The sequence below is a fragment of the Leeuwenhoekiella sp. LLG6367-2.1 genome (assembly GCF_045055775.1).
GTDB classification, from domain to species: domain Bacteria; phylum Bacteroidota; class Bacteroidia; order Flavobacteriales; family Flavobacteriaceae; genus Leeuwenhoekiella; species Leeuwenhoekiella aequorea.
Genome location: NZ_CP159331.1, coordinates 1421600 through 1442466, shown reverse-complemented (window position 1 = coordinate 1442466; position 20867 = coordinate 1421600). Strand labels below are relative to the sequence as shown.

Genomic DNA, 20867 nt, shown 5'->3' with positions numbered 1-20867 from the left:
ACACATTTTAGATAGGGAATGTGGTAAAACCGTAAAGTTTGCTATTTTTGCCTCCTAATTAAAATTAAAAATAAAATATTATGTCAGACATTGCATCAAGAGTAAAAGCCATCATCGTAGATAAATTAGGCGTTGATGAGAACGAGGTTGTTGCAGAAGCTAGCTTCACAAACGACCTAGGAGCAGACTCGTTAGATACAGTTGAGCTTATTATGGAGTTTGAAAAAGAATTTGATATCCAAATTCCAGACGACCAGGCAGAAAATATAGCTACTGTAGGCCAGGCTATTTCCTATATAGAAGAAGCAAAATAAGAAGAAAGCAAATTACCTTATGGAGTTAAAGCGAGTCGTTGTAACAGGTCTTGGTGCGCTAACGCCAATCGGAAACAATATTGAAGAGTATTGGGAAGGATTGAGTACAGGTAAGAGTGGCTGTGCCCCTATTACGTATTTTGACGCAGAGAAGTTTAAAACCAAATTCGCTTGTGAGCTCAAAAATTTTAACGCTGAAGATTTTTTTGACAGAAAAGAAGCCAGAAAATTAGATCGCTTTGCACAATATGCATTGGTATCTTCTGATCAGGCTATCAAAGATGCAGGAATAAATCTTGATGAGGTTGATAAATTTAGAGTTGGAGTAATTTGGGGAGCTGGTATAGGTGGTCTTGAGACTTTTCAGGATGAAGTTATAAACTTTGCTGAAGGTGATGGGACCCCAAGATTTAACCCATTTTTTATACCTAAAATGATAGCTGATATTGCCCCAGGTAATATTTCTATCAAGCACGGTTTTATGGGTCCTAATTATACGACAGTTTCTGCTTGCGCATCGTCTGCTAATGCAATGATAGATGCTCTAAACTATATACGTTTAGGACATTGTGATATTATTGTTACGGGAGGTAGTGAGGCGGCAGTAACTAAAGCAGGTATGGGCGGTTTTAACGCTATGCACGCTTTGTCGACCAGAAATGATAATCCTGAAACAGCTTCACGTCCTTTTGACTCTACCCGCGATGGGTTTGTTTTAGGAGAAGGTGCAGGTGCTTTGATTCTTGAAGAATACGAGCACGCTAAAGCTAGAGGAGCTAAAATTTATGCAGAAATTGCTGGTGGTGGTATGTCAAGTGATGCATATCATATGACTGCTCCACATCCTGAAGGTATAGGTGTAGAACGTGTAATGCTTAATTGCTTACGTGATGCAAATATTAAACCTGAAGAAGTAGATGCTATTAATACTCATGGTACCTCAACCCCATTAGGTGATGTAGCAGAGCTGAAAGCAATTACTAAAGTATTTGGTGAACATGCTAAAGATATTAATATCAATTCAACAAAGTCTATGACGGGTCACTTACTGGGAGCTGCCGGTGCTATAGAAGCTATTGCTTCAATTTTAGCTATGCAGCACAGTCTTGTACCCCCTACAATAAATCATACGACTGTAGATGAAAATATTGATTCTTCACTAAACCTAACTTTAAACAAAGCTCAAAAACGTGAGGTAAACGTTGCAATGAGCAACACTTTCGGTTTTGGAGGTCACAATGCTTGTGTAATTTTCAAAAAGTTTAGCGAATAATAATATATGAGTGCGATTCGCAACATATTTACTTCCCGTTCTGAAAAGGACGGGAATTTTTTTGCTGCTATTAAAGCTATTATTGGTTTTAAACCTAGCAATATTAAACACTACGAAGAGGCATTTACCCATAGATCAATGGGGATTAAAAATGCTAAAGGCCACGCTTTTAATTATGAGCGTCTCGAGTTTTTAGGTGATTCTATGCTTGGAAGTGTAATTGCAGCTCACCTTTTTGATGAGGTAGGCCGAGGTGATGAAGGGTATCTTACAAAAATGAGGTCTAAAGTAGTTAGCCGAGAACATTTAAATGAATTAGGTAGAGATTTAAATCTCTTAAGTCTCTTAAGGTCTGCAATTCCAAAAGAGAATTTTGGCACAAATGTGCACGGAAATTTATTTGAATCACTTGTAGGTGCTATTTACCAAGATCGCGGATATAAATACTGTTGTAAGTTCATCAACAAGCGTGTAATAGAACCGTATGTAGATATAGAAAAACTGGAGGGTAGGGTAATTAGCTACAAAAGTCTTCTTATCGAATGGTGTCAAAAAGAAAAGCGAGTGTTTGAATTTGATACTTATGAAGACTCAGGGTTAGATGCTATCAGGCATTTTTCGGTGAAGTTATCTATTGATGGTAAGCAAGTTGCAAAAGGACGATCTACTTCAAAAAAGAAAGCTGAAGAGAAAGCCGCAAAAAGAGCCTACTATGTTTTTCAAAACAAAATAGATTTGCATCGTTTCAACTAAATCAATTTAGCATAGATTCTCATTTTACATTTACTTAAGGTTAAACACGCATATTTCTGTTAGACTTTAAGTATATTTAGGTGCTTAAACATTTCTATGGCCGCTCTAAAACTTTTATTGGACGATACGTTTGAATACGATTTTGCATTAATAGCAATGCATTGTTCATTAGAAGATTATAGATTGGCGTTTATTCTTAATAAATATGCAGGTTTACATTTAAAATGTGCTAAGGATGTATATTACTATACTAAGAATGACAGATATAGTTTTCCTACTATGCAGTATGAAGATGTAAAAAACTATGTAAATTATACGCTTATAAGCAACAAGTACAAATTTAAAGAGCTAGGTAATTTATCTAATAATGATTTATTTGCAGAATCTGCAGGTGAACATTTTAAGACTTTTAATTTAGTACCCGAGGTAAGAAATGCAGATTATTTGCTCAAAATTGAGAGTGATTCTGAACAGGTATGCCTACAGACACTTCTAAACCAATTGAACCAAATATCCCAAATAATAACGGCTTACGATGTTAACGTAAGTTCCTTAAAATCAAAACAAAATTTAATTTTTGAATAATGTCAAATAAGAAAAAAACCAAAATTGTTGCAACTCTAGGTCCCGCAACTAGTAAGAGAGAGGTACTACACGAAATGATTAAAGCGGGTGTAGATGTCTTTAGAATCAACTTTTCACATGCAGATTATGATGCTGTAAAAGAACGCATTCAAATGATACGCAGCCTTAGCGATGAATTTGGTTACAACACCGCTATTTTAGCAGACTTACAAGGCCCTAAGCTTCGTGTAGGTATAATGAAAGAAGGTATTGAAGTTAATCCTGGAGACATCATCACTTTTTCTACAAAAGAAGAGTTTGAAGGTACAAAGGAGCGTGTTTATATGAATTATCAACATTTTCCTAGAGATGTAAATAAAGGGGAACGCATACTTCTTGATGACGGAAAATTAATTTTTGAAGTTCTTAAATCTGATAACGAGAGTGAAGTTGAAACTGTAGTTATTCAAGGTGGACCGCTAAAATCACGCAAAGGTGTAAATCTTCCGAATACAAATATTTCTCTTCCTGCATTAACAGAAAAAGATATTGAAGATGCAATTTTTGCAATTAGCCAAAAAGTAGATTGGTTAGCTCTTTCTTTTGTGCGTCACGAAGGTGATTTAATACAATTGCAAGATTTAATTAAAGAACACTCAGAGCATAAAATTCCTATTATATCAAAAATAGAAAAACCAGAAGCTGTTAAGAACATCGATAAAATAGTTGCTTATAGTGACGGACTTATGGTTGCTCGTGGAGATCTTGGTGTTGAAATTCCTGCAGAAGAAGTTCCTCTTATTCAAAAAGAACTTGTACTTGCAGCTAAAAAAGCACGCATACCGGTAATCATTGCGACTCAAATGATGGAAACCATGATCGATAGCTTAACGCCTACACGTGCAGAAGTTAACGATGTTGCTAACTCTGTAATGGATGGTGCAGATGCTGTGATGCTAAGTGGGGAAACATCTGTAGGTAAATATCCTGTTCAGGTTATTGAGCGTATGGCTTCGATTTTATCTAAAGTTGAAGATTCTAACCTTATTAAAGTACCACACACTCCTCCGCATATACGCACAAATAGATATATTACTAAAGCTATTTGTTATCACGCTGCCTTAATGGCAAATGAGATTGATGCAAAGGCAATTACAACGCTTACAAATAGCGGTTATACAGCTTTTCAAATTTCAGCCTGGAGGCCAAAATCTCATATTTTAGTATTTACATCTAATAAAATTATCTTGACTCAGCTTAATTTGCTTTGGGGAGTTAAAGCATTTTATTACGATAAATTTGTATCTACAGACGAGACCGTACGTGACGTAAATCGCATTGCACGGGATCAAGGTTACCTTGAAGTAGGTGATATGGTTATTAGCCTTGCAGCAATGCCTATTAGTGAAAAAGGAATGGTAAATACCTTACGTGTACGAGAAATACAAGGAAATTAATCACAACATTAATTTGCAATTCTTAAAGCCTTTCAGAAATGAAAGGCTTTTTTATTAAAAGTCAAATTTTAACTGAACAGCAATAACCTTGTCTTCTGAAACTTTTTGATCACGCTCTTCAGTATTCAAATTGGCGAGTGTTATGCCTAGCAATCTAACACTGTTTTCCATCTTTTCCTGAAAGAGTAATTCACGGGCAGTTTCTAAAATCACTTCTTTAGAACGAATGTAATAGGGTAAGGTTTTACTGCGTGTTTTTAAAGTGAAGTCACTGTATTTTATTTTTAAAGTTACTGTTTTGCCCGCAACATCAGATTTTTTCATTCTGCGCTCTATCTCTTCAGCGATATTTTCTAAGCGTTCTATCATAAAAATTTCTGAAGATATATTCTCGCTAAACGTACGTTCGGCGCCTAGGGATTTGCGTATTCGATCTGGTTTAACCTGACTGGTATGAATACCTCGTACCACGTGGTAGTAGTAGGCTCCACTTTTTCCGAATTTCTCATTTAAAAATTCGATTGATTTTGTCTTTAGATCCTTACCAGTAAAAATTCCCAATTGATACATTTTCTCTGCGGTGACTTTACCTACGCCATAAAACTTACGTATATCAAGATCCTCTAAAAATGCAATCACCTCTTCTGGACCTATGGTTTTTTGACCATTGGGTTTATTTATATCACTAGCTACTTTTGCAATAAACTTATTTATAGAAATTCCCGCTGAGGCATTTAGTCCAGTTTTATCTTTGATTTTAGCTCGTATTTCTTTAGCTATTAAGCTTGCGCTGGGGTTGCCTTTTTTATTTTGAGTGACATCGAGATATGCTTCATCAAGCGATAAAGGTTCTACAAGGTCTGTATATTCATAAAAGACTTCACGTATTTGAGCACTAATTTCACGATAGCGTTCAAAACGTGTTTTCACAAAAATAAGTTCTGGACATAATTTGCGCGCAAGACCGCCAGCCATTGCACTACGTACACCAAATTTGCGTGCTTCATAGCTAGCGGCACTAACTACACCACGTTCTGAGCCGCCACCTACAGCAACCGCCTTACCGCGTAGCTCTGGGTTGTCTAATTGCTCTACAGATGCATAGAAAGCATCCATATCTACGTGAATTATTTTTCGGTTTACAGGAAAGTCTTCCATAGCGCTACAAAGTTACCTACTAAAGGTTATTTAAAAATAGCTTAGGCTTTATTTGGCAGTATTTTATTTAGGTTTTAGTAGATTTCATGTTTTAAAATCATGTGATCTTTATAGCTATAATTAATTTTTGAGATATGGGAAAAACAGCAATACTTTTAGGAATTACAGGCTTAATAGGAAACGCTCTGGCAAAAAATATTTTAGAGGATTCCAGATATAATAAACTTATTAGTTTCCATAGGAGAAAGTCAGGAATTGTACATCCTAAGCTAGAAGAACATATTGTAGATCTATTTGAACTAGAAAAATACGCAGAACAGTTTAAAGGAGATGTGGTTTTCTGTTGTATTGGTACCACGCAAGCAAAAACCGATGATAAAGAAACCTATAAAAAAATTGATTATGGGATTCCTGTGGCTGCTGCAAAATTAAGTGCGTATAACAACATCCCGAAGTTTATTGCAATTTCGGCTTTAGGAGCAAATCCTAGCAGTAGTGTTTTTTACAATAAAACAAAAGGTGAAATGGAACGTGATGTTTTAAAACAAAATGTAAACGAAACCTATTTTCTACAGCCTTCTTTGTTAGCAGGAGATCGTGAAGAACAACGTACTCTAGAAAAACTAGCCATTGGGGCATTTAAAGTTTTAAATCCGTTACTAATAGGACCTTTAAAAAAATATCAAAGTATTAAGCCAGAACCTATTGTAGCCACAATGCAATATCTGGCGTTTAATACCTATAGTGAAATTCGGATTGAGTCTGATGAAATAAAGAAAATAGCCAACTAATATGCAGGAGATAGAACGCAAATTTCTAGTAAAGAGTGATGATTTTAAAATGGATGCATATACGCATAGCGAAATAAAACAAGGGTATTTGAATAGTAACCCAGATCGTGCAGTACGTATTCGTATTAAAAATGAGGAAGGTTACTTGACTATTAAAGGACGTTCTAACAGCAGCGGAACCACGCGTTTTGAATGGGAGAAACAACTTTCTAAAGAAGAGGCCGAAGCGCTATTTGAACTTTGTGAACCCGGAACTATTATAAAAAGAAGGTACCTTGTGAAGGCCGGTATTCATACCTATGAAGTAGATGTTTTTGAAGGAGAAAATAAAGGGTTAATTCTAGCGGAAATTGAATTAAATTTTGAAGATGAAGCTTTTATAAAACCCCTATGGTTGGGTGAAGAGGTGACTGGAGATAATCGCTATTATAATTCTCAATTGAGTAAAAACCCAATTAAAGCGCATTCAGATTTTAATTAGATTATTTGAAAATTAGATCTCTAAAAAGATAACGCACAAAAAAACCGACATTCCTAATGGGATGTCGGTTCTTGGTTGAATTCTCTTTTAGGGGTAAAAGACACTTCAAATATTATTCCCAGCCACCACCTAACGCTTCATATAAATCTACAATTGCTTGTAGTTGATTAAATCGAGTGTCTACAAGATCTAGGCTTGAGTTTAATGCATTTTGTCTTGCGGTTAAAACTTCCAGATAGTTAACTAATCCGTTATCTAAAAGTTCTTCAGAATAGGAAGTTGCAAGTTCATAAGCTTCATATTCATTCTTTTTAACGCCTAATTTTTCAGTAGCAATCTCATAAGAATAAAGCGCATCAGAAACCTCGCGTGTTGCATTAAGTAATGCGTTTCTAAAGTTAAGTTTTGCTTCTTCTTGATTTGCCTGTGAAACTTCATACTGCGTGCGTATTTGTCGTCCATTAAAAATAGGCTGTGTTAAACCACCTATAATTGTTGCAAACAAAGAGCTAGAGTCAAAAAGCTTGTCAAAATTTAAACTTTGAAAACCACCAGATGCCGTAAGCGTTAAGGACGGATAAAAACTACTTCGCGCTACATTTGTAAGCTCAAAAGTATTCATCAAATTATATTCTGAAGCACGTATGTCTGGACGATTGCTTAGTAATTCTGCAGGCACTCCGGTTTTAAGAGGAGTTGTAATCTCCTGCTCGCTTAATTTTGTGCGAGCTATAGGACCGGGTTCTTTTCCTAAAAGAATAGACAGGCTATTCTCTTGCAGCCGTATCTGATTGAGTATGTCTAGTCGTAGTGCTTGAGCAGTATATAATTGTGCTTCGGTTTGCTTAACACCTACTTCTGTAACGTTACCCGCTTCTTTAAGAGCACGTGTGGTTTCAAGACTGCTGCTTCTGGTTTCTATTGTTCTTTCAGTAACTGCCAGCTGCTCATCAAGTGCTAAAAGCTGAAAATATGCAGATGCTATATTGGCAATAAGTTGTGTTTTTACAGCTTTATGCGCCTCTACGGTTTGTAGATAAGATGCTGCAAACGCACGTTCATTACTGCGTATTTTACCCCATATATCTGCCTCCCAAGATAAGTTTCCGGCAAGTTGATAAACGTCTAAAGTAGAAAACTGACTTCCAAACTGACTGTTTGATGATAATTCCTGATGTGTATATTGTGGCGATACACTTAAAGTAGGAAAATAACCCTGTTTGCCTTGTTTGAAATAAGCCTGTGCAGCAAGAATTTGCTGCATCGCTACACGTATATCAATGTTTTGAGCCAGACCTTCTTCAATATGAGTTCTTAATAAAGGATCTGTAAACAAATCTTGCCACGATATTAAAGACACATTTGAGCTGTCTGCTGGCAAGTTATCTGTACGGTAGTTGAGATCATTCACTATAGCTTCTGGTCGTTCATAATCTTTTGCTGCAAAGCAAGAGGCTAATAAAAGAGGAACTACTCCCAGAATTAAGAATCTATTTATAAGTTGCTTTTTCATAATTAGTGAGTTTCTTCGATTTTAGGGGTTGGTGCTCCAGATATTTTTTCTTGTAACCATTGAAACAGAATGTAGAGAACGGGGATTATAAAAACACCAATTATAGTACCTATTAAAAGACCACCTACTGCTCCCGTACCTATAGATCGATTCCCTTCGGCACCTACACCACTGGCAAATACAAGAGGCAAAAGACCCATTATAAAAGCAAACGAAGTCATAAGTATAGGTCGTAAACGTGATTCTGCGCCGTGTACTGCTGCATCAACAATACTTTCTCCAGCTTTCCGCCTTTGGATGGCAAACTCTACGATAAGAATTGCATTTTTAGCTAGAAGTCCCAATAACATTATAAGTGCTATCTGAAAGTAAATATTGTTTTGTAAGCCGGTAAACTGCGTAGTTATATAGGCTCCAAATACTCCAAAAGGAAGTGAAAGAATTACCGCAAGCGGAATGATATAACTTTCATACTGTGCAGCTAGTAAGAAATAAACAAAGACAAGTGATAGAATAAATATAGTTGTCGTTTGATTTCCTGCATTTACTTCTTCTCGCGTTAAACCAGAATAAGCTGTTGTATAATTTGATGGCAAGGTTTTAGCTACTTCTTCTACTGCTGCAATAACATCTCCAGAACTATAACCCGGACTAGATGCTGCTGTAATTTTTGTAGAGTTAAATAAATTAAAACGAGTTACAGACTGCGGTCCATAAACGCGGGTTAGGTTTATAAACTGTGTAATAGGTGTCATTTCACCACTATCTGTTCTTACATACAACTCATTTAAATCCGCTAAGTCTGCGCGATCTTCAGGAAGTGATTGTATATAGACTCTGTATTGCTTACCAAATCTTGAGAAATCTGACGCGAATACACCTCCAATATAACCTTGGAGTGTAGAGAAAATACTACTAATAGGAACCCCAAGCTCTTTAGCTACCGGTACATTTATATCTAGTTCGTATTGTGGATACTTTGTGTTAAATGAGGATTGGGCATATTGAATTTCGGGTCGTTGGGTAAGTTTTCCTATAAATTCTTGATTTGTTGCATCAAGATCTTCAAAACTTCCACCAGAACGGTCTAGTAAATTTACTTCTGCTCCGGCAGCATTACCAAATCCGGGAATACTAGGGGGTGCAAAGAAAATTATCTTAGCTTCTGGAATTTGAGCCGCAATACCAAAGAGTTTTCCGGTGATTGTTTCCATAGAAAGTTCGTCTGATCCACGTTCTTCCCAGTCATCAAGTTTAATAAATCCTAAGCCATAGTTGCTACCAGCTCCATTAATAATACTTCTACCTTCTATAAAAGACATACTTTCTACGCCTTCCATTCCTTTAATCATACTATAAAGCTTCTCATTTACCTCGTGGGTACGGTCTATAGATGATCCTGGAGGAAGTTCTGTATTTATAAATAAGAACGCGCGATCTTCATCAGGTACAAACCCTGTCTTTACGACTGATGATGACCAAAAAATTCCACCTATTGCTAAAACGAATATGAGTATTGTAACCCATTTGTTTCGGTATAAGAAATGTACAGAGCGACCATAACGAGCAGTTGTTGCTTTAAAACCAGTATTAAAAGCATCAAAGAAACGCTTTGCTATATTCTTCTTTTTTCCATCTGGAGCTTTCTCCTCATGACCTTTTAAGAAAAGAGCACATAAAGCCGGACTTAAAGTTAATGCGTTTACAGCAGAGATTATAATTGCTACAATTAGCGTGATACCAAATTGCTCATAAAATACTCCCGTAGGTCCTTGTACAAAGGTTACCGGAATAAATACGGCAGCCATTACCAGGGTAATTGAGATAATTGCACCAGATATCTCGTGCATGGCCTCTGAAGTTGCTTTCTTAGGATCTGTCTCGCCTTCATCTAGTTTTGCGTGTACCGCTTCAACTACAACAATGGCATCATCCACCACAATACCAATTGCGAGGACTAGTGCAAATAAAGTAAGCAAGTTTATAGAGTAGCCAAATAGACTTAAGAAAAAGAAAGTACCTACGATAGATACAGGTACTGCTATTGCAGGTATAAGAGTAGATCTAAAATCTTGTAAGAAAATAAATACTACTATAAATACGAGAACAAAAGCTTCGATTAATGTGTGTAATACTTTTTCTATAGAAGCGCTTAAGAAACTGTTTGTGTTGTAAGGTATTACAACATTCATTCCTTCCGGAAAATCTTCTTTCAAGGTTTCTAGCCTTGCCTGTATAGATTCTATAATTTCTTGTGCATTAGAACCTTTAGTTTGAAAAATACCAAGATTCACAGCAGGATTTCCGTTTGTTACTGCACCACCGGTATAGGATTGAGCACCAAGTTCTATTTCTGCAATATCTTTCAGTCTTAGAAACTCGCCGTTACCCAGAGCTTTGATTACAATATCACTATATTGATTTTCGGTTTTAAAACGACCGCTATATTTTATAACATAAGAAAAAGACTCTCCATCATTTTCTCCTAAAGATCCTGCTGCAGCTTCTAAACTTTGCTCATTAAGTGCAGCCGTTACATCTGAAGGGATTAGATCATAGGCAGCCAATTTTTGAGGATTAAGCCAGATACGCATTGCGTAATCTTTAGATCCAAAAACCTGAACATTACCTACACCGTTTACACGCTGAATTTCTGGAATAACGTTTATTTTCAAATAATTCTGAAGATAGATATCATCATAATCATCATTCTCACTAAAGAATGACATAAACATTAATGCACTTGTTTGCTGTTTTTGTGTGGTAACACCTGTTTGTATTACAGCTTGTGGTAATAATGAGTTTGCTTGAGCTACCCTGTTTTGTACGTTTACTGCTGCAATGTCTGGATCTACATCCTGATCAAAATATACAGTTATAGCTGCAGTACCATTATTAGTCGCTTCTGATGTAAGATAGGTCATCCCCTCAACACCATTTATTTGTTCTTCGATAGGGATGATTACACTTTCAAGAATTGTCTCAGCATTTGCACCGGGGTACGTGGCACTTACCTGAATTGTAGGAGGTGCAATATCTGGGTACTGTGTGATGGGTAATGATGAAAGTCCTAAAACCCCTAATATCACGATAATAATAGATATTACTGTAGAGAGAACGGGACGTTCTATAAATTTTTGTAACATAATATATGTATTATCTGAGGGTTATCTAAATACTTTACTTACGGGCTTGGCAACACTATCAAATGGTGTTTCCTGTGGTTCTATAGTAGTTTGACCACGCAACGTGCTGGTTCCTTTTGCCACAATACGATCTCCCTTTGTAAGACCACTTTCTACCACATATAAGTTGTCAACATCTCCGCTAACACTAATTTTTGCAGAAGTGGCAACGTTATTTGAGTCTAGCTTATAAACATAAATATCGCCTTGCTGTTCAAATGTTGATTCTTTAGGTACTACTACAACATCTGTATACGTCTTAGGAACACGTATTTTTCCGCTATTTCCATTTGTTAGTATGCGTGAAGGATTATCAAAAACAGCTCTAAATGAAACGGTACCCGTATTCATATTAATTTGAGAGTTGATTGTTTCAATTTTACCTTCAGAATCATAGGTTGCACCATTGGCAAGAATTAAACTTACAGCTGGCATATTTTTTATTTTTTCTTCTATGGAAGCACCCTCTGCTTTTTGAATAAAGTCTAAGTACTCTTTTTCATTCATAGAAAAATAGGCATAAACCTTGCTTATATCAGATACAGTTGTTAATGGTTCTTGACTTGATGGACTTACTAATGAACCTGTTCTTAAATTTATAGAACCTACAAAACCATCAACCGGACTCTTTATGTTTCCGTAGTCAATATTTGCTGCAATCCCATTATAACCACTTTTTGCTTGCTGTAATTGTGCTTTAGCTGTTTCTAATTGCACATTACTAATGATATTTTTTTCTACAAGTGGCTTAAGTTTATCTACCTCGACCTGAGCTGCATTTACATTTGCCCTTGCGGCAGCAGCATCTTGATTTAAAGATTGAGTCTCTAATCTAAATAGTGTTTGACCTTTGCGTACTTTTTGTCCTTCGTCTACAGCTACGCTTGTGATATAACCCGAAATTTTCGCATAAACCTCTGCATTTACAATTCCCTCTATACGTGTAGGGTACGACGTATAACCTGTAACCGTTTGAGTGGGCAGGGTAACAACCGGTAAGGCTGGTGCTTTTTGCGCCTGTTGAGCAGGTTGTTCATTTTTACTATCACCACACGATGTTGCGGTAAGTAAAATTCCCAATAATACAGGGATACAATTGATTAAAACTCTATTTCTCATACTTACAGATTTATTCTAGGTTTGTTTTGGAGACTAATTTTTGACGGATATTCTTAATTGATGAGGTAGCCTGGTCTAAGTAATTCATGTAGTCTTTATGAAATTCCAGGTCAAAGACTCTATCCTCAGCAGAATTAGAGTCGTCATTTATTTTTTGCTTATACTCCATTACCTGAAGGTGTAATTGTTTTTCCTTTTCCCAGGTGGTGATCATCTTATCTAAATTGATGATAAAACCGTCTGGGTTAGTAATGAAATATTTTTTACGATCACCACAAATTGTATAATATGTAATGTTCTTATTGCTTTGTAATGTATTTAAGTGGGTTGAGATTGTGCTTTTACTAGCCTGTAAGCCAGTCACCAGATCTTCAAAAGTTGCTCCTTTTTTGCCTGTTAAGACTAATGTTGCAAGAATTCTAGCGGCTAAGGGAGCTAATTGATCTTTACATTCGATATGTACGCCAAGGCGTTCGATTAATAGCTTTTTAGTTTCTTCTAATTCTTCCTGATTCATAATAATAAATTCGAGGAGCAAAATTATGGTTAGTTCGCAATTTACCGAACCAAGCAAACCTAAAACTTTGTTAAATGAAAGATAACGTTGTAGTTATCTAATATTCATGGTTTTCTCATTTACAGTGCTGGCAACTAAGGAATTAATCTTTTTAATGGAAGGTGGATGTACTTATTAAAATATTTCTACTCTAATTCTTAAGAATTAATTCCTACTTATTTTCTTTAAAGTGTTTTTTAACCGAATAATCAAACAGTTATGTCGTTGAAATAGACATTTTGTGCATTTTCTTACCTTTTATTTATATTTTATACATCGACAAAAGACACAATTAGCCGTCAAATACTGTTAAAGTTTGTATTAATTATGTTAAAAATGACGTTATAATCGACGAAATACACAAAATGACCGACAACGTGTTGTAGGAATAGATTCTTCATGCTATGTTTGTGACAACATAACTCATAAACCCCAAATCATGAGAACTTTTACTACTAGCCTTTTGGCACTTACTTTCGCTTTATTTTTAACAAGCTGCTCGCAGGATGAAGAATTAATGCCAGTTGAAGAAGCTGCATTAGAAATCTCAGCAGATCTTACCGTTGAAGAAGCTTTTGCTGCAGAAATTTTATCTGAAGTTAATGAGCACCGCGCATCATTAGGTTTATCAGCACTTCAAAACAATTCAGATTCAAAAGTTAAAGCAGTAGAGCATACTAAGTATATGGCTACAAAAGGAACGATTAGCCACGATAACTTTTTTAAACGTTCAGATTATTTAAAATCTAAAGGAGCTGCCCGCGTAAGTGAGAATGTAGCTTTTGGATACCGTGACGCTAAAGAAGTAGTTGCTGCCTGGATTAAGAGTGAAGGTCATAGAGAGGCTCTTGAAGGAAATTTCACACATAGTGGTATTTCCGTAGTGAAAAATGAAAAAGGAACTGCTTATTTCACCCAAATATTTATTACAAAATAATACTACAATTTAAACCCCACGAATTTCCCCAAATTCATAATTACCAACTCGATTACAATATTTAAAACATTTACAGATTCAAACGCTTTAAGTTGGTTTTGTTATGTTAGATGCAGCGGGTGGGGGCCTGCTGTTTCGCTTTTATCCTGATATGGGATTTATTAAATTTGTCGATAACCTCTGAAGTGATATTCTTCAGAGGTTTTCTTTTATACGGTATTGTCCTGGGTATGTACTAAAATTAGGTAGGAGTTTAAGTGCATTTTAAAACCTAATCTTTAATAAAAATAAATGCTTTGGAGCCTTAGGGGTAATTATAATGAATGGCTCCTTCAGCTGAAACTGTATTCTTCAGCTATCGCTTTAAATCCGATTAGTATTCCGCCTGATTATTGGCGTATTTATTCATTTTCTTTGTAGATGCCCAGTGTTAGTTGGCCTGTATCATTCATATAAGCTCTGTACATTCCTTCTGTATTAAACTCCATTGAAGGGTTTCCAAATTTATCGAGTGCTACTATTCCTCCGGTACCGCCTAAATTTGTAAGCTTATCTTGTATGACATTTTTTGCAGCGCTTTCTAAGTCTTTGCCGGCATATTCGATTTGGGCGCTAACGTCGTAAGCCACTTGCCCTCTTATAAAATATTCCCCCCATCCTGTGGAAGATACGCCGCAAGTGGCATTATTAGCGTATGTACCAGAACCTATGATTGGAGAATCGCCAATACGATTGTATCTTTTATTATTCATACCGCCTGTAGAAGTGCCGGCAGCTATATTTCCATTTTTGTCTAGAGCCACGCAGCCTACGGTGCCGTATTTATCATCTTTAATAAACGGATCGTAGAAAGCAGTCTTATTAGATGATGATGATTTTTCTTTTGCTAAGGTTCGCTGAAGAGCGTCAAATCTATTTTGCGTAAAAAAATAGGAGGGATCAACCAGTTCTATGTTGTGTTCTTTTGCAAAAAGCTCAGCTCCTTTACCGCTTAACAAGACGTGTTCTGAGTTGGTCATAACTTCATATGCAAGATTGATAGGGTTTTTTACATTAGTGACACCTGCAATAGCTCCTGCATTTAAAGTTTCACCATCCATAATAGATGCGTCTAGTTCGTTTATACCTTCATGATTAAAAACGGCTCCTTTTGCAGAATTAAATAGTGGGGAGTTTTCCATACTATTGATGGTGCGCTGAACGGCTTCAAGGCTGGTGCCGCCGTTTTCAAGAATTTCGTAGCCAATTTTTATAGCCTCTGTTAGTGCTTCTTTGTAGGCTAGTTCTAGAGAGTCTGTCATATTCTCTTTTAGAATTGTGCCTGCGCCGCCGTGAATTACAATAGCAAATTCCTGTTGTACGGGAGTTTTATCTTCTGGTTTTTCTTTGGATTGCTCCTGTTGATTGCAAGATGCTAGAAGAATGATTGCTAATAAGCTGAAAAGAGATCTCATATTATTTTGTTTAAACCTGTAAAGTACATAAAAACGAATTCATCACAAATAGATAAACTGCTGATGTTGATTAGAAAAAATCTATGAGATTATTTCCTACTTTCTTACCATAAGGTGTCTTTTAACCGAATAATCAAACAGTTATGTCGTTTAAATGCACATTTTATTAATTTACTTACCTATTATTTATATTTTAAACATCGACAAAAGACACAATTAGCCGTCAAATAATGTTAAAGTTTGCATTAATTATGTTAAAAATGATGCTATAATCGATGAAATACACAAAATGACCGACAACGTGTTGTAGGAATAGATTCTTCATGCTATGTTTGTGACAACATAACTCAAAAACCCCAAATCATGAGAACTTTTACTACTAGCCTTTTGGCACTTACTTTCGCTTTATTTTTAACAAGCTGCTCGCAGGATGAAGAATTAATGCCAGTTGAAGAAGCTGCATTAGAAATCTCAGCAGATCTTACCGTTGAAGAAGCTTTTGCTGCAGAAATTTTATCTGAAGTTAATGAGCACCGCGCATCATTAGGTTTATCAGCACTTCAAAACAATTCAGATTCAAAAGTTAAAGCAGTAGAGCATACTAAGTATATGGCTACAAAAGGAACCATTAGTCACGATAACTTTTTTAAGCGTTCAGATTATTTAAAATCTAAAGGAGCTGCCCGCGTAAGTGAGAATGTAGCTTTTGGATACCGTGACGCTAAAGAAGTAGTTGCTGCCTGGATTAAGAGCGAAGGTCATAGAGAGGCTCTTGAAGGAAATTTCACACATAGCGGTATTTCCGTAGTAAAAAATGAAAAAGGAACTGCTTATTTCACCCAGATATTTATTACAAAATAATACTACAATTTAAACCCCACGAATTTCCCCAAATTCATAATTACCAACTCGATTACAATATTTAAAACATTTACAGATTCAAACGCTTTAAGTTGGTTTTGTTATGTTAGATGCAGCGGGTGGGGACCTGCTGTTTCGTTTTTATCCTAATATGGGATTTTATTAAATTTGTCGATAACCTCTGAAGTGATATTCTTCAGAGGTTTTCTTTTTCCCATAAAGATGAGATGCAAAGTAAAATTGTAATTTTATCCATAAACAATTCAGTATGGCTATTGCAAAACCTTTTAATCTAACAAAATGGGTAGAAGATAATCGAGATCTTCTTAAGCCTCCGGTAGGTAATAAAAATTTATATAAAGAGGCAGATGATTATATAGTGATGGTCGTTGCCGGTCCCAATGCACGCAAGGATTATCACTATAATGAGACCGAAGAATTATTTTACCAACTAGAAGGGGAGATTGAAGTGCATATTCAAGACAATGGAGAGAAGCGCACTATGAAGTTGGGTCCGGGCGATATGTATTTGCATCCGGCAAAAGTGCCACATTCGCCAGTGAGAAAAGAAGGTTCTATTGGACTTGTTATAGAACGTAAACGTATTGACTTAGATGGTAAAGATGGTTTGCTTTGGTTTTGTGATGCCTGCAATAACAAACTCTATGAAGTCTATTTTCCACTTAATGATATTGAAGTAGATTTTCTAAAACATTTCAAAGTATTTTATGCTAATGAAGAACTGCGCACATGTTCTAATTGCGGAACTGTTATGGATGTAGATCCGCGGTTTACGGTTTAAAAATTATTTATAATACTATTAAATGCGTCTCATTGGGGCGCATTTTTAATTTTATGAATCTTCTAATATTTAGACGAGATACTTTTTTGATTTACTAACTTCGGAGAGATAAAACTCAATTATTAAGAAATACATAATAACATGGCAGAAGCTAATCTAAATAGTGCGATTGAAGACACGCTAAAAGCACTAGAAATAGCAACTAATAATGCAGGGACATCCACAGGTACACAATGGTATAATTCTGGAGCTTCATTTGCATCTAGTTCTCCGGTAGATGGTGCTGTAATTAGCAATGTAAATGAGACTACTTCTGAAGAATATGACCAGATTGTAATTAAAGCACAGCAGGCCTTTAAAGAATGGAGAACTATGCCAGCCCCATTACGTGGCGATATTGTACGCCAATTTAATGATGAGCTGCGACGTCTAAAGGAGCCGTTAGGTAAACTAGTTTCTTATGAAATGGGAAAGAGTTTGCAAGAGGGACTAGGGGAAGTACAGGAGATGATAGATATCTGCGATTTCGCTGTAGGTTTATCTAGACAATTACACGGCCTCACTATGCATAGTGAACGTCCCGGTCATCGCATGTATGAGCAATACCATCCTTTGGGAATAGTAGGTATCATATCTGCATTTAATTTTCCGGTAGCAGTATGGGCGTGGAACAGTGCTCTGGCTTGGGTGTGTGGAGATGTTACTATATGGAAACCTTCAGAAAAAACACCGCTTACTGGTATCGCGTGTCAAAAAATTGCAGCACGCATATTTGCAAAAAATAATTTACCAGAAGGCATTTCGTGTCTTATAAATGGAGATTATAAAGTAGGTGAATTAATGACAAAAGATGAGCGTGTTCCTCTTATCTCTGCAACTGGATCTACAAGAATGGGAAAACAAGTTGCTCAAACTGTAGCCGGGCGCTTAGGAAAATCACTTCTAGAATTAGGCGGTAATAATGCTATTATTGTTACACCAGATTCAGATTTAAATATGACCGTTATAGGAGCTGTTTTTGGAGCTGTAGGAACTGCCGGTCAACGTTGTACCTCTACACGAAGACTTATTATTCACGAGAGTATTTATGAAGTGGTAAAAGATTCTATTGTCGCGGCATATAATCAATTGCGCATAGGTAATCCTCTCGATGAAAATAATCATGTAGGACCTTTAATCGATAAGGAGGCAGTAAAAATGTATTTAGATGCACTCGAAAAGGTTAAAGCCCAAGGCGGAAAAATTCTGGTTGAGGGTGGCGTTCTTAAAGGAGAATTGTACAAAAGTGGATGCTATGTAAAACCAGCCATAGCTGAGGCCGAAAATCATTATGAAATTGTACAACATGAGACTTTTGCTCCTATACTTTATATAATGAAATATAGTGGTGGAGTTGAAAATGCTATAGAATTACAAAATGGAGTGCGTCAAGGATTATCATCTGCAATTATGACCAATAATTTAAGAGAGGCAGAGCATTTTTTAAGCGTAGCAGGTAGTGATTGTGGGATTGCAAATGTAAATATTGGAACAAGCGGTGCCGAAATAGGTGGTGCCTTTGGCGGAGAAAAAGAAACGGGAGGCGGTCGTGAAAGCGGTTCTGATGCGTGGAAGGTGTATATGCGTCGTCAAACCAATACCATAAATTATACAACACAGTTACCTTTAGCACAGGGTATAAAATTTGATATTTAATTTATAAGCTGTAGCCAGAAAACTCACTTAAACAGGTGTTTATAACTAGTTTTCTGGCTGCAGACTTTTTGTAAGTATTAGAAAGTTTAATTTCTACCTTGCTCTTCAGGATATAGCTTATAAAGTGGATCACTTTGCCAAAACTGCTTAGTGTCAACATCTATTATAGACAAGCAACCTTTAAATGCAGCCCCTGTATCCACATTCCATACATTTGCCATTTTTGTAGGGTTTACCTCATTTATACGAGTAACCGGTGTGTGACCTATATAAATCTCTTTGTGATGTTGTAGGCGTTTTGGATAAGCAGGATCTTCTGTGCTTAAACGTTTATCAAGAGCGACCGCCATTTCCCAAAAAGTACGATCCCAATAAAAAGCTGTTTTGTGATGCTCGTGCTCAGGCCCATTATGATTTTGAAAACCAGCGTGCACAAACATGCGATTTTGATCATCTATATAGTAATCCTTTAAATTTTTAAAAAATTCGAGATGTGCTGTTTTCTGCTGGTCATCTATTGATTCATAAGAAGTGATGGTTCCTCTACCGCCGTGATTGAGCCACAGATCATTAAGTTCGTTTGTTCTTAGCCAATCATAAACCAATTCATCGTGATTACCTTTTATAAAAATGCAATTCTGCTCTTTTGATAAGTTGATAAGAAATTCTACGGTTTGAGCGCTTTCGCTCCAGCCATCTACATAATCTCCTAAAAATACGAGTAAATCGTCTTTTGAGACCATTGCTTTTTGAAGTGCTTGTCGTAATCCTTTAAGGCCTCCATGGATGTCGCCTATTGCAAGTGTACGTGCCATTAATTATATTTTACTTTTCTTAAAATGCGTAAATTTTCTTTATAAGCGTTATAAAGTTTACTGTCATATTTACGTAAATGAGGATGTAAACTTTCTAGCTTTTCTAATGCCGACTCAAATCCATTTAAATAACAAATGAGATAAGTTGCCGGAAGATTGTAAAGGTCTTCTAATTCGCCTTTATTAAGAGTTTTGTCAATTAAAACTTTGTTAAGAATAATCGTGTTGTTATTGTAAATATGGTGTAACAACTTGTGATCAAATTTAGGCGGCTCAAAAACCAAGTTACGCTCAATATTGTAAGATCCATTTTCTTTAAAATGTATAGTAAGCTGTTCTAACGGGTAATATTTATAAGTATTTTGAATTCCCAGTAATACATATTCTAAAATCGAAAATTCATCTGTTGTCATAGTAATAGAAACTTCATCAAGAGCAGAATAAAACAAGCGTACTTGCTCATTAATAAGTTCTATATCTACGCGACTATAATAAACATTATCTTTTATTACCTTTTTTACACCCGCCCAGCATACCACAAACTGTTCTTTAAAAACGCGATAATCAGTAAATAGATCAGCATGTCTAACATTTATAAAATCGATAACGCCATCTAGTGTGTGTTCTATGCTATTATGAGAATGTTTTTCTATAGTTGCAACCACAGAACTATTTACATCAAACATCTCGCTGGTAAATGACTTAGGCATAGAGATGCTACCATCTCTAAAAAAGACTGTACCACCCCAATATTTCCAAATGTTTTTTTTAAGAGAGGTAAGTTTTTCTAATGGTTTTATAGTAACCAGACCCACAACCTTGTCTTGTGGTAAATGTGGAAACGGAATGTTCTCATAAGAAACATAAGGAGGGTTGTTTAGATAGGCATTTATGAGGTTCTGTATTTTACTGTCATCAAAAAATGGAACCCCTACAATTTCATTTGTATTGTCTTCGACGCCTATAACCAGATAGCTGTTGTTTTTAGGGTTTGAATTTGATAAAGCACAAATATGTTTTAAAAATTTACCCTTCCCTTCTTTATTGCCTATATCAACTTTACGCTTTTTATCATAAAAACTATTCTCATCATTGTGTGCGAGTAGATTTTTAATAAGTAAGCGTTTATTAATCATTGG

The 20867-nt window shown here is 36.0% G+C and carries 19 protein-coding genes; 11 read left to right on the top strand and 8 right to left on the bottom strand.

Going from position 1 to position 20867, the window contains the following annotated elements; genetic code table 11:
* The first annotated feature begins 80 nt into the window (after positions 1 to 80).
* The 5 genes from ABVM53_RS06580 to pyk all read left to right on the top strand — a co-directional run bounded on the left by ABVM53_RS06580 (position 81) and on the right by pyk (position 4361).
* Positions 81 to 314, top strand: coding sequence for an acyl carrier protein (locus ABVM53_RS06580; RefSeq protein WP_009778413.1), 234 nt, complete (start codon positions 81 to 83; stop codon positions 312 to 314).
* A gap of 19 nt (positions 315 to 333) precedes the next feature.
* On the top strand, positions 334 to 1587 hold the full coding sequence (gene fabF / locus ABVM53_RS06575; RefSeq protein ID WP_128755982.1) for a beta-ketoacyl-ACP synthase II: 1254 nt from the start codon (positions 334 to 336) through the stop codon (positions 1585 to 1587).
* Positions 1588 to 1593: 6 nt separating this feature from the next.
* A complete protein-coding gene (gene rnc, locus ABVM53_RS06570; RefSeq protein WP_371455554.1) occupies positions 1594 to 2340 on the top strand; it encodes a ribonuclease III in 747 nt (248 codons plus the stop codon).
* 96 nt (positions 2341 to 2436) lie between these two features.
* A complete protein-coding gene (locus tag ABVM53_RS06565) occupies positions 2437 to 2925 on the top strand; it encodes an IPExxxVDY family protein (protein ID WP_371455555.1) in 489 nt (162 codons plus the stop codon).
* A complete protein-coding gene (pyk, locus tag ABVM53_RS06560) occupies positions 2925 to 4361 on the top strand; it encodes a pyruvate kinase (protein ID WP_371455556.1) in 1437 nt (478 codons plus the stop codon). Before ABVM53_RS06565 ends, pyk begins: the two co-directional genes overlap by 1 nt.
* A 54-nt stretch (positions 4362 to 4415) precedes the next feature.
* Here pyk and dinB read toward each other — a convergent pair whose 3' ends face one another.
* Positions 4416 to 5519, bottom strand: coding sequence for a DNA polymerase IV (gene dinB, locus ABVM53_RS06555; RefSeq protein ID WP_128755978.1), 1104 nt, complete (start codon positions 5517 to 5519; stop codon positions 4416 to 4418).
* A gap of 134 nt (positions 5520 to 5653) precedes the next feature.
* Between dinB and ABVM53_RS06550 the strand changes: the two genes are divergently transcribed.
* Complete coding sequence (locus tag ABVM53_RS06550) at positions 5654 to 6310, top strand: NAD-dependent epimerase/dehydratase family protein (RefSeq protein ID WP_405330596.1); 657 nt, start codon at positions 5654 to 5656, stop codon at positions 6308 to 6310.
* A gap of 1 nt (position 6311) precedes the next feature.
* Positions 6312 to 6791, top strand: coding sequence for a CYTH domain-containing protein (locus ABVM53_RS06545; RefSeq protein WP_405330594.1), 480 nt, complete (start codon positions 6312 to 6314; stop codon positions 6789 to 6791).
* A 112-nt stretch (positions 6792 to 6903) separates the two neighbouring features.
* Here the strand turns inward: ABVM53_RS06545 and ABVM53_RS06540 are convergent, their stop codons facing one another.
* The 4 genes from ABVM53_RS06540 to ABVM53_RS06525 are packed head-to-tail and all read right to left on the bottom strand — an operon-like array spanning position 6904 to position 13125.
* Positions 6904 to 8304, bottom strand: a complete 1401-nt coding sequence (locus tag ABVM53_RS06540) for an efflux transporter outer membrane subunit (protein WP_405330592.1) — start codon at positions 8302 to 8304, stop codon at positions 6904 to 6906.
* A gap of 2 nt (positions 8305 to 8306) precedes the next feature.
* The gene (locus ABVM53_RS06535; RefSeq protein WP_405330590.1) at positions 8307 to 11450 is read right to left on the bottom strand and encodes an efflux RND transporter permease subunit; all 3144 of its coding nucleotides are present in this window, start codon (positions 11448 to 11450) and stop codon (positions 8307 to 8309) included.
* Positions 11451 to 11471: 21 nt separating this feature from the next.
* A complete protein-coding gene (locus ABVM53_RS06530) occupies positions 11472 to 12608 on the bottom strand; it encodes an efflux RND transporter periplasmic adaptor subunit (protein WP_405330588.1) in 1137 nt (378 codons plus the stop codon).
* A gap of 10 nt (positions 12609 to 12618) precedes the next feature.
* Entirely contained in the window at positions 12619 to 13125 is a 507-nt protein-coding gene (locus ABVM53_RS06525; protein ID WP_371455562.1) for a GbsR/MarR family transcriptional regulator, read from the bottom strand.
* A gap of 478 nt (positions 13126 to 13603) precedes the next feature.
* On the opposite strand from ABVM53_RS06525, the gene ABVM53_RS06520 reads away from it, so the two are divergent.
* Positions 13604 to 14101, top strand: coding sequence for a CAP domain-containing protein (locus ABVM53_RS06520; RefSeq protein WP_128755970.1), 498 nt, complete (start codon positions 13604 to 13606; stop codon positions 14099 to 14101).
* 401 nt (positions 14102 to 14502) lie between these two features.
* Here the strand turns inward: ABVM53_RS06520 and ABVM53_RS06515 are convergent, their stop codons facing one another.
* Positions 14503 to 15555: an isoaspartyl peptidase/L-asparaginase family protein gene (locus ABVM53_RS06515; protein WP_405330587.1), complete on the bottom strand. Its 1053-nt coding sequence runs from the start codon at positions 15553 to 15555 to the stop codon at positions 14503 to 14505.
* Between the two features lie 363 nt (positions 15556 to 15918).
* Between ABVM53_RS06515 and ABVM53_RS06510 the strand changes: the two genes are divergently transcribed.
* The 3 genes from ABVM53_RS06510 (at position 15919) to ABVM53_RS06500 (ending at position 18913) form a co-directional block, all read left to right on the top strand.
* Positions 15919 to 16416, top strand: a complete 498-nt coding sequence (locus ABVM53_RS06510) for a CAP domain-containing protein (protein WP_128755970.1) — start codon at positions 15919 to 15921, stop codon at positions 16414 to 16416.
* A gap of 268 nt (positions 16417 to 16684) precedes the next feature.
* Positions 16685 to 17218 carry a 3-hydroxyanthranilate 3,4-dioxygenase gene (locus ABVM53_RS06505; protein WP_405330585.1) on the top strand — a complete coding sequence of 178 codons (534 nt, stop codon included), beginning with the start codon at positions 16685 to 16687 and terminating at the stop codon, positions 17216 to 17218.
* Positions 17219 to 17359: 141 nt separating this feature from the next.
* The gene (locus ABVM53_RS06500; RefSeq protein ID WP_405330583.1) at positions 17360 to 18913 is read left to right on the top strand and encodes an aldehyde dehydrogenase family protein; all 1554 of its coding nucleotides are present in this window, start codon (positions 17360 to 17362) and stop codon (positions 18911 to 18913) included.
* Between the two features lie 86 nt (positions 18914 to 18999).
* On the opposite strand, the gene ABVM53_RS06495 is transcribed toward ABVM53_RS06500, so the two are convergent.
* Both ABVM53_RS06495 and ABVM53_RS06490 read right to left on the bottom strand, forming a co-directional pair.
* On the bottom strand, positions 19000 to 19728 hold the full coding sequence (locus ABVM53_RS06495; protein WP_405330581.1) for a metallophosphoesterase: 729 nt from the start codon (positions 19726 to 19728) through the stop codon (positions 19000 to 19002).
* Positions 19728 to 20864, bottom strand: a complete 1137-nt coding sequence (locus ABVM53_RS06490; protein ID WP_371455568.1) for an ATP-binding protein — start codon at positions 20862 to 20864, stop codon at positions 19728 to 19730. Before ABVM53_RS06490 ends, ABVM53_RS06495 begins: the two co-directional genes overlap by 1 nt.
* Between the last annotated feature and the right edge of the window lie 3 nt (positions 20865 to 20867).

Excerpts from the sequence above, each read along its gene's own strand:
- ABVM53_RS06540 (WP_405330592.1), bottom strand. The coding sequence starts at position 8,304 with ATGAAAAAGCAACTTATAAATAGATTCTTAATTCTGGGAGTAGTTCCT.
- ABVM53_RS06515 (WP_405330587.1), bottom strand. The coding sequence starts at position 15,555 with ATGAGATCTCTTTTCAGCTTATTAGCAATCATTCTTCTAGCATCTTGC.
- ABVM53_RS06530 (WP_405330588.1), bottom strand. The coding sequence starts at position 12,608 with ATGAGAAATAGAGTTTTAATCAATTGTATCCCTGTATTATTGGGAATT.
- ABVM53_RS06510 (WP_128755970.1), top strand. The coding sequence starts at position 15,919 with ATGAGAACTTTTACTACTAGCCTTTTGGCACTTACTTTCGCTTTATTT.
- ABVM53_RS06520 (WP_128755970.1), top strand. The coding sequence starts at position 13,604 with ATGAGAACTTTTACTACTAGCCTTTTGGCACTTACTTTCGCTTTATTT.
- ABVM53_RS06565 (WP_371455555.1), top strand. The coding sequence starts at position 2,437 with ATGGCCGCTCTAAAACTTTTATTGGACGATACGTTTGAATACGATTTT.
- dinB (WP_128755978.1), bottom strand. The coding sequence starts at position 5,519 with ATGGAAGACTTTCCTGTAAACCGAAAAATAATTCACGTAGATATGGAT.
- ABVM53_RS06490 (WP_371455568.1), bottom strand. The coding sequence starts at position 20,864 with ATGATTAATAAACGCTTACTTATTAAAAATCTACTCGCACACAATGAT.
- ABVM53_RS06495 (WP_405330581.1), bottom strand. The coding sequence starts at position 19,728 with ATGGCACGTACACTTGCAATAGGCGACATCCATGGAGGCCTTAAAGGA.
- ABVM53_RS06500 (WP_405330583.1), top strand. The coding sequence starts at position 17,360 with ATGGCAGAAGCTAATCTAAATAGTGCGATTGAAGACACGCTAAAAGCA.
- ABVM53_RS06525 (WP_371455562.1), bottom strand. The coding sequence starts at position 13,125 with ATGAATCAGGAAGAATTAGAAGAAACTAAAAAGCTATTAATCGAACGC.
- ABVM53_RS06580 (WP_009778413.1), top strand. The coding sequence starts at position 81 with ATGTCAGACATTGCATCAAGAGTAAAAGCCATCATCGTAGATAAATTA.
- ABVM53_RS06545 (WP_405330594.1), top strand. The coding sequence starts at position 6,312 with ATGCAGGAGATAGAACGCAAATTTCTAGTAAAGAGTGATGATTTTAAA.
- ABVM53_RS06505 (WP_405330585.1), top strand. The coding sequence starts at position 16,685 with ATGGCTATTGCAAAACCTTTTAATCTAACAAAATGGGTAGAAGATAAT.
- ABVM53_RS06550 (WP_405330596.1), top strand. The coding sequence starts at position 5,654 with ATGGGAAAAACAGCAATACTTTTAGGAATTACAGGCTTAATAGGAAAC.
- rnc (WP_371455554.1), top strand. The coding sequence starts at position 1,594 with ATGAGTGCGATTCGCAACATATTTACTTCCCGTTCTGAAAAGGACGGG.
- pyk (WP_371455556.1), top strand. The coding sequence starts at position 2,925 with ATGTCAAATAAGAAAAAAACCAAAATTGTTGCAACTCTAGGTCCCGCA.
- ABVM53_RS06535 (WP_405330590.1), bottom strand. The coding sequence starts at position 11,450 with ATGTTACAAAAATTTATAGAACGTCCCGTTCTCTCTACAGTAATATCT.
- fabF (WP_128755982.1), top strand. The coding sequence starts at position 334 with ATGGAGTTAAAGCGAGTCGTTGTAACAGGTCTTGGTGCGCTAACGCCA.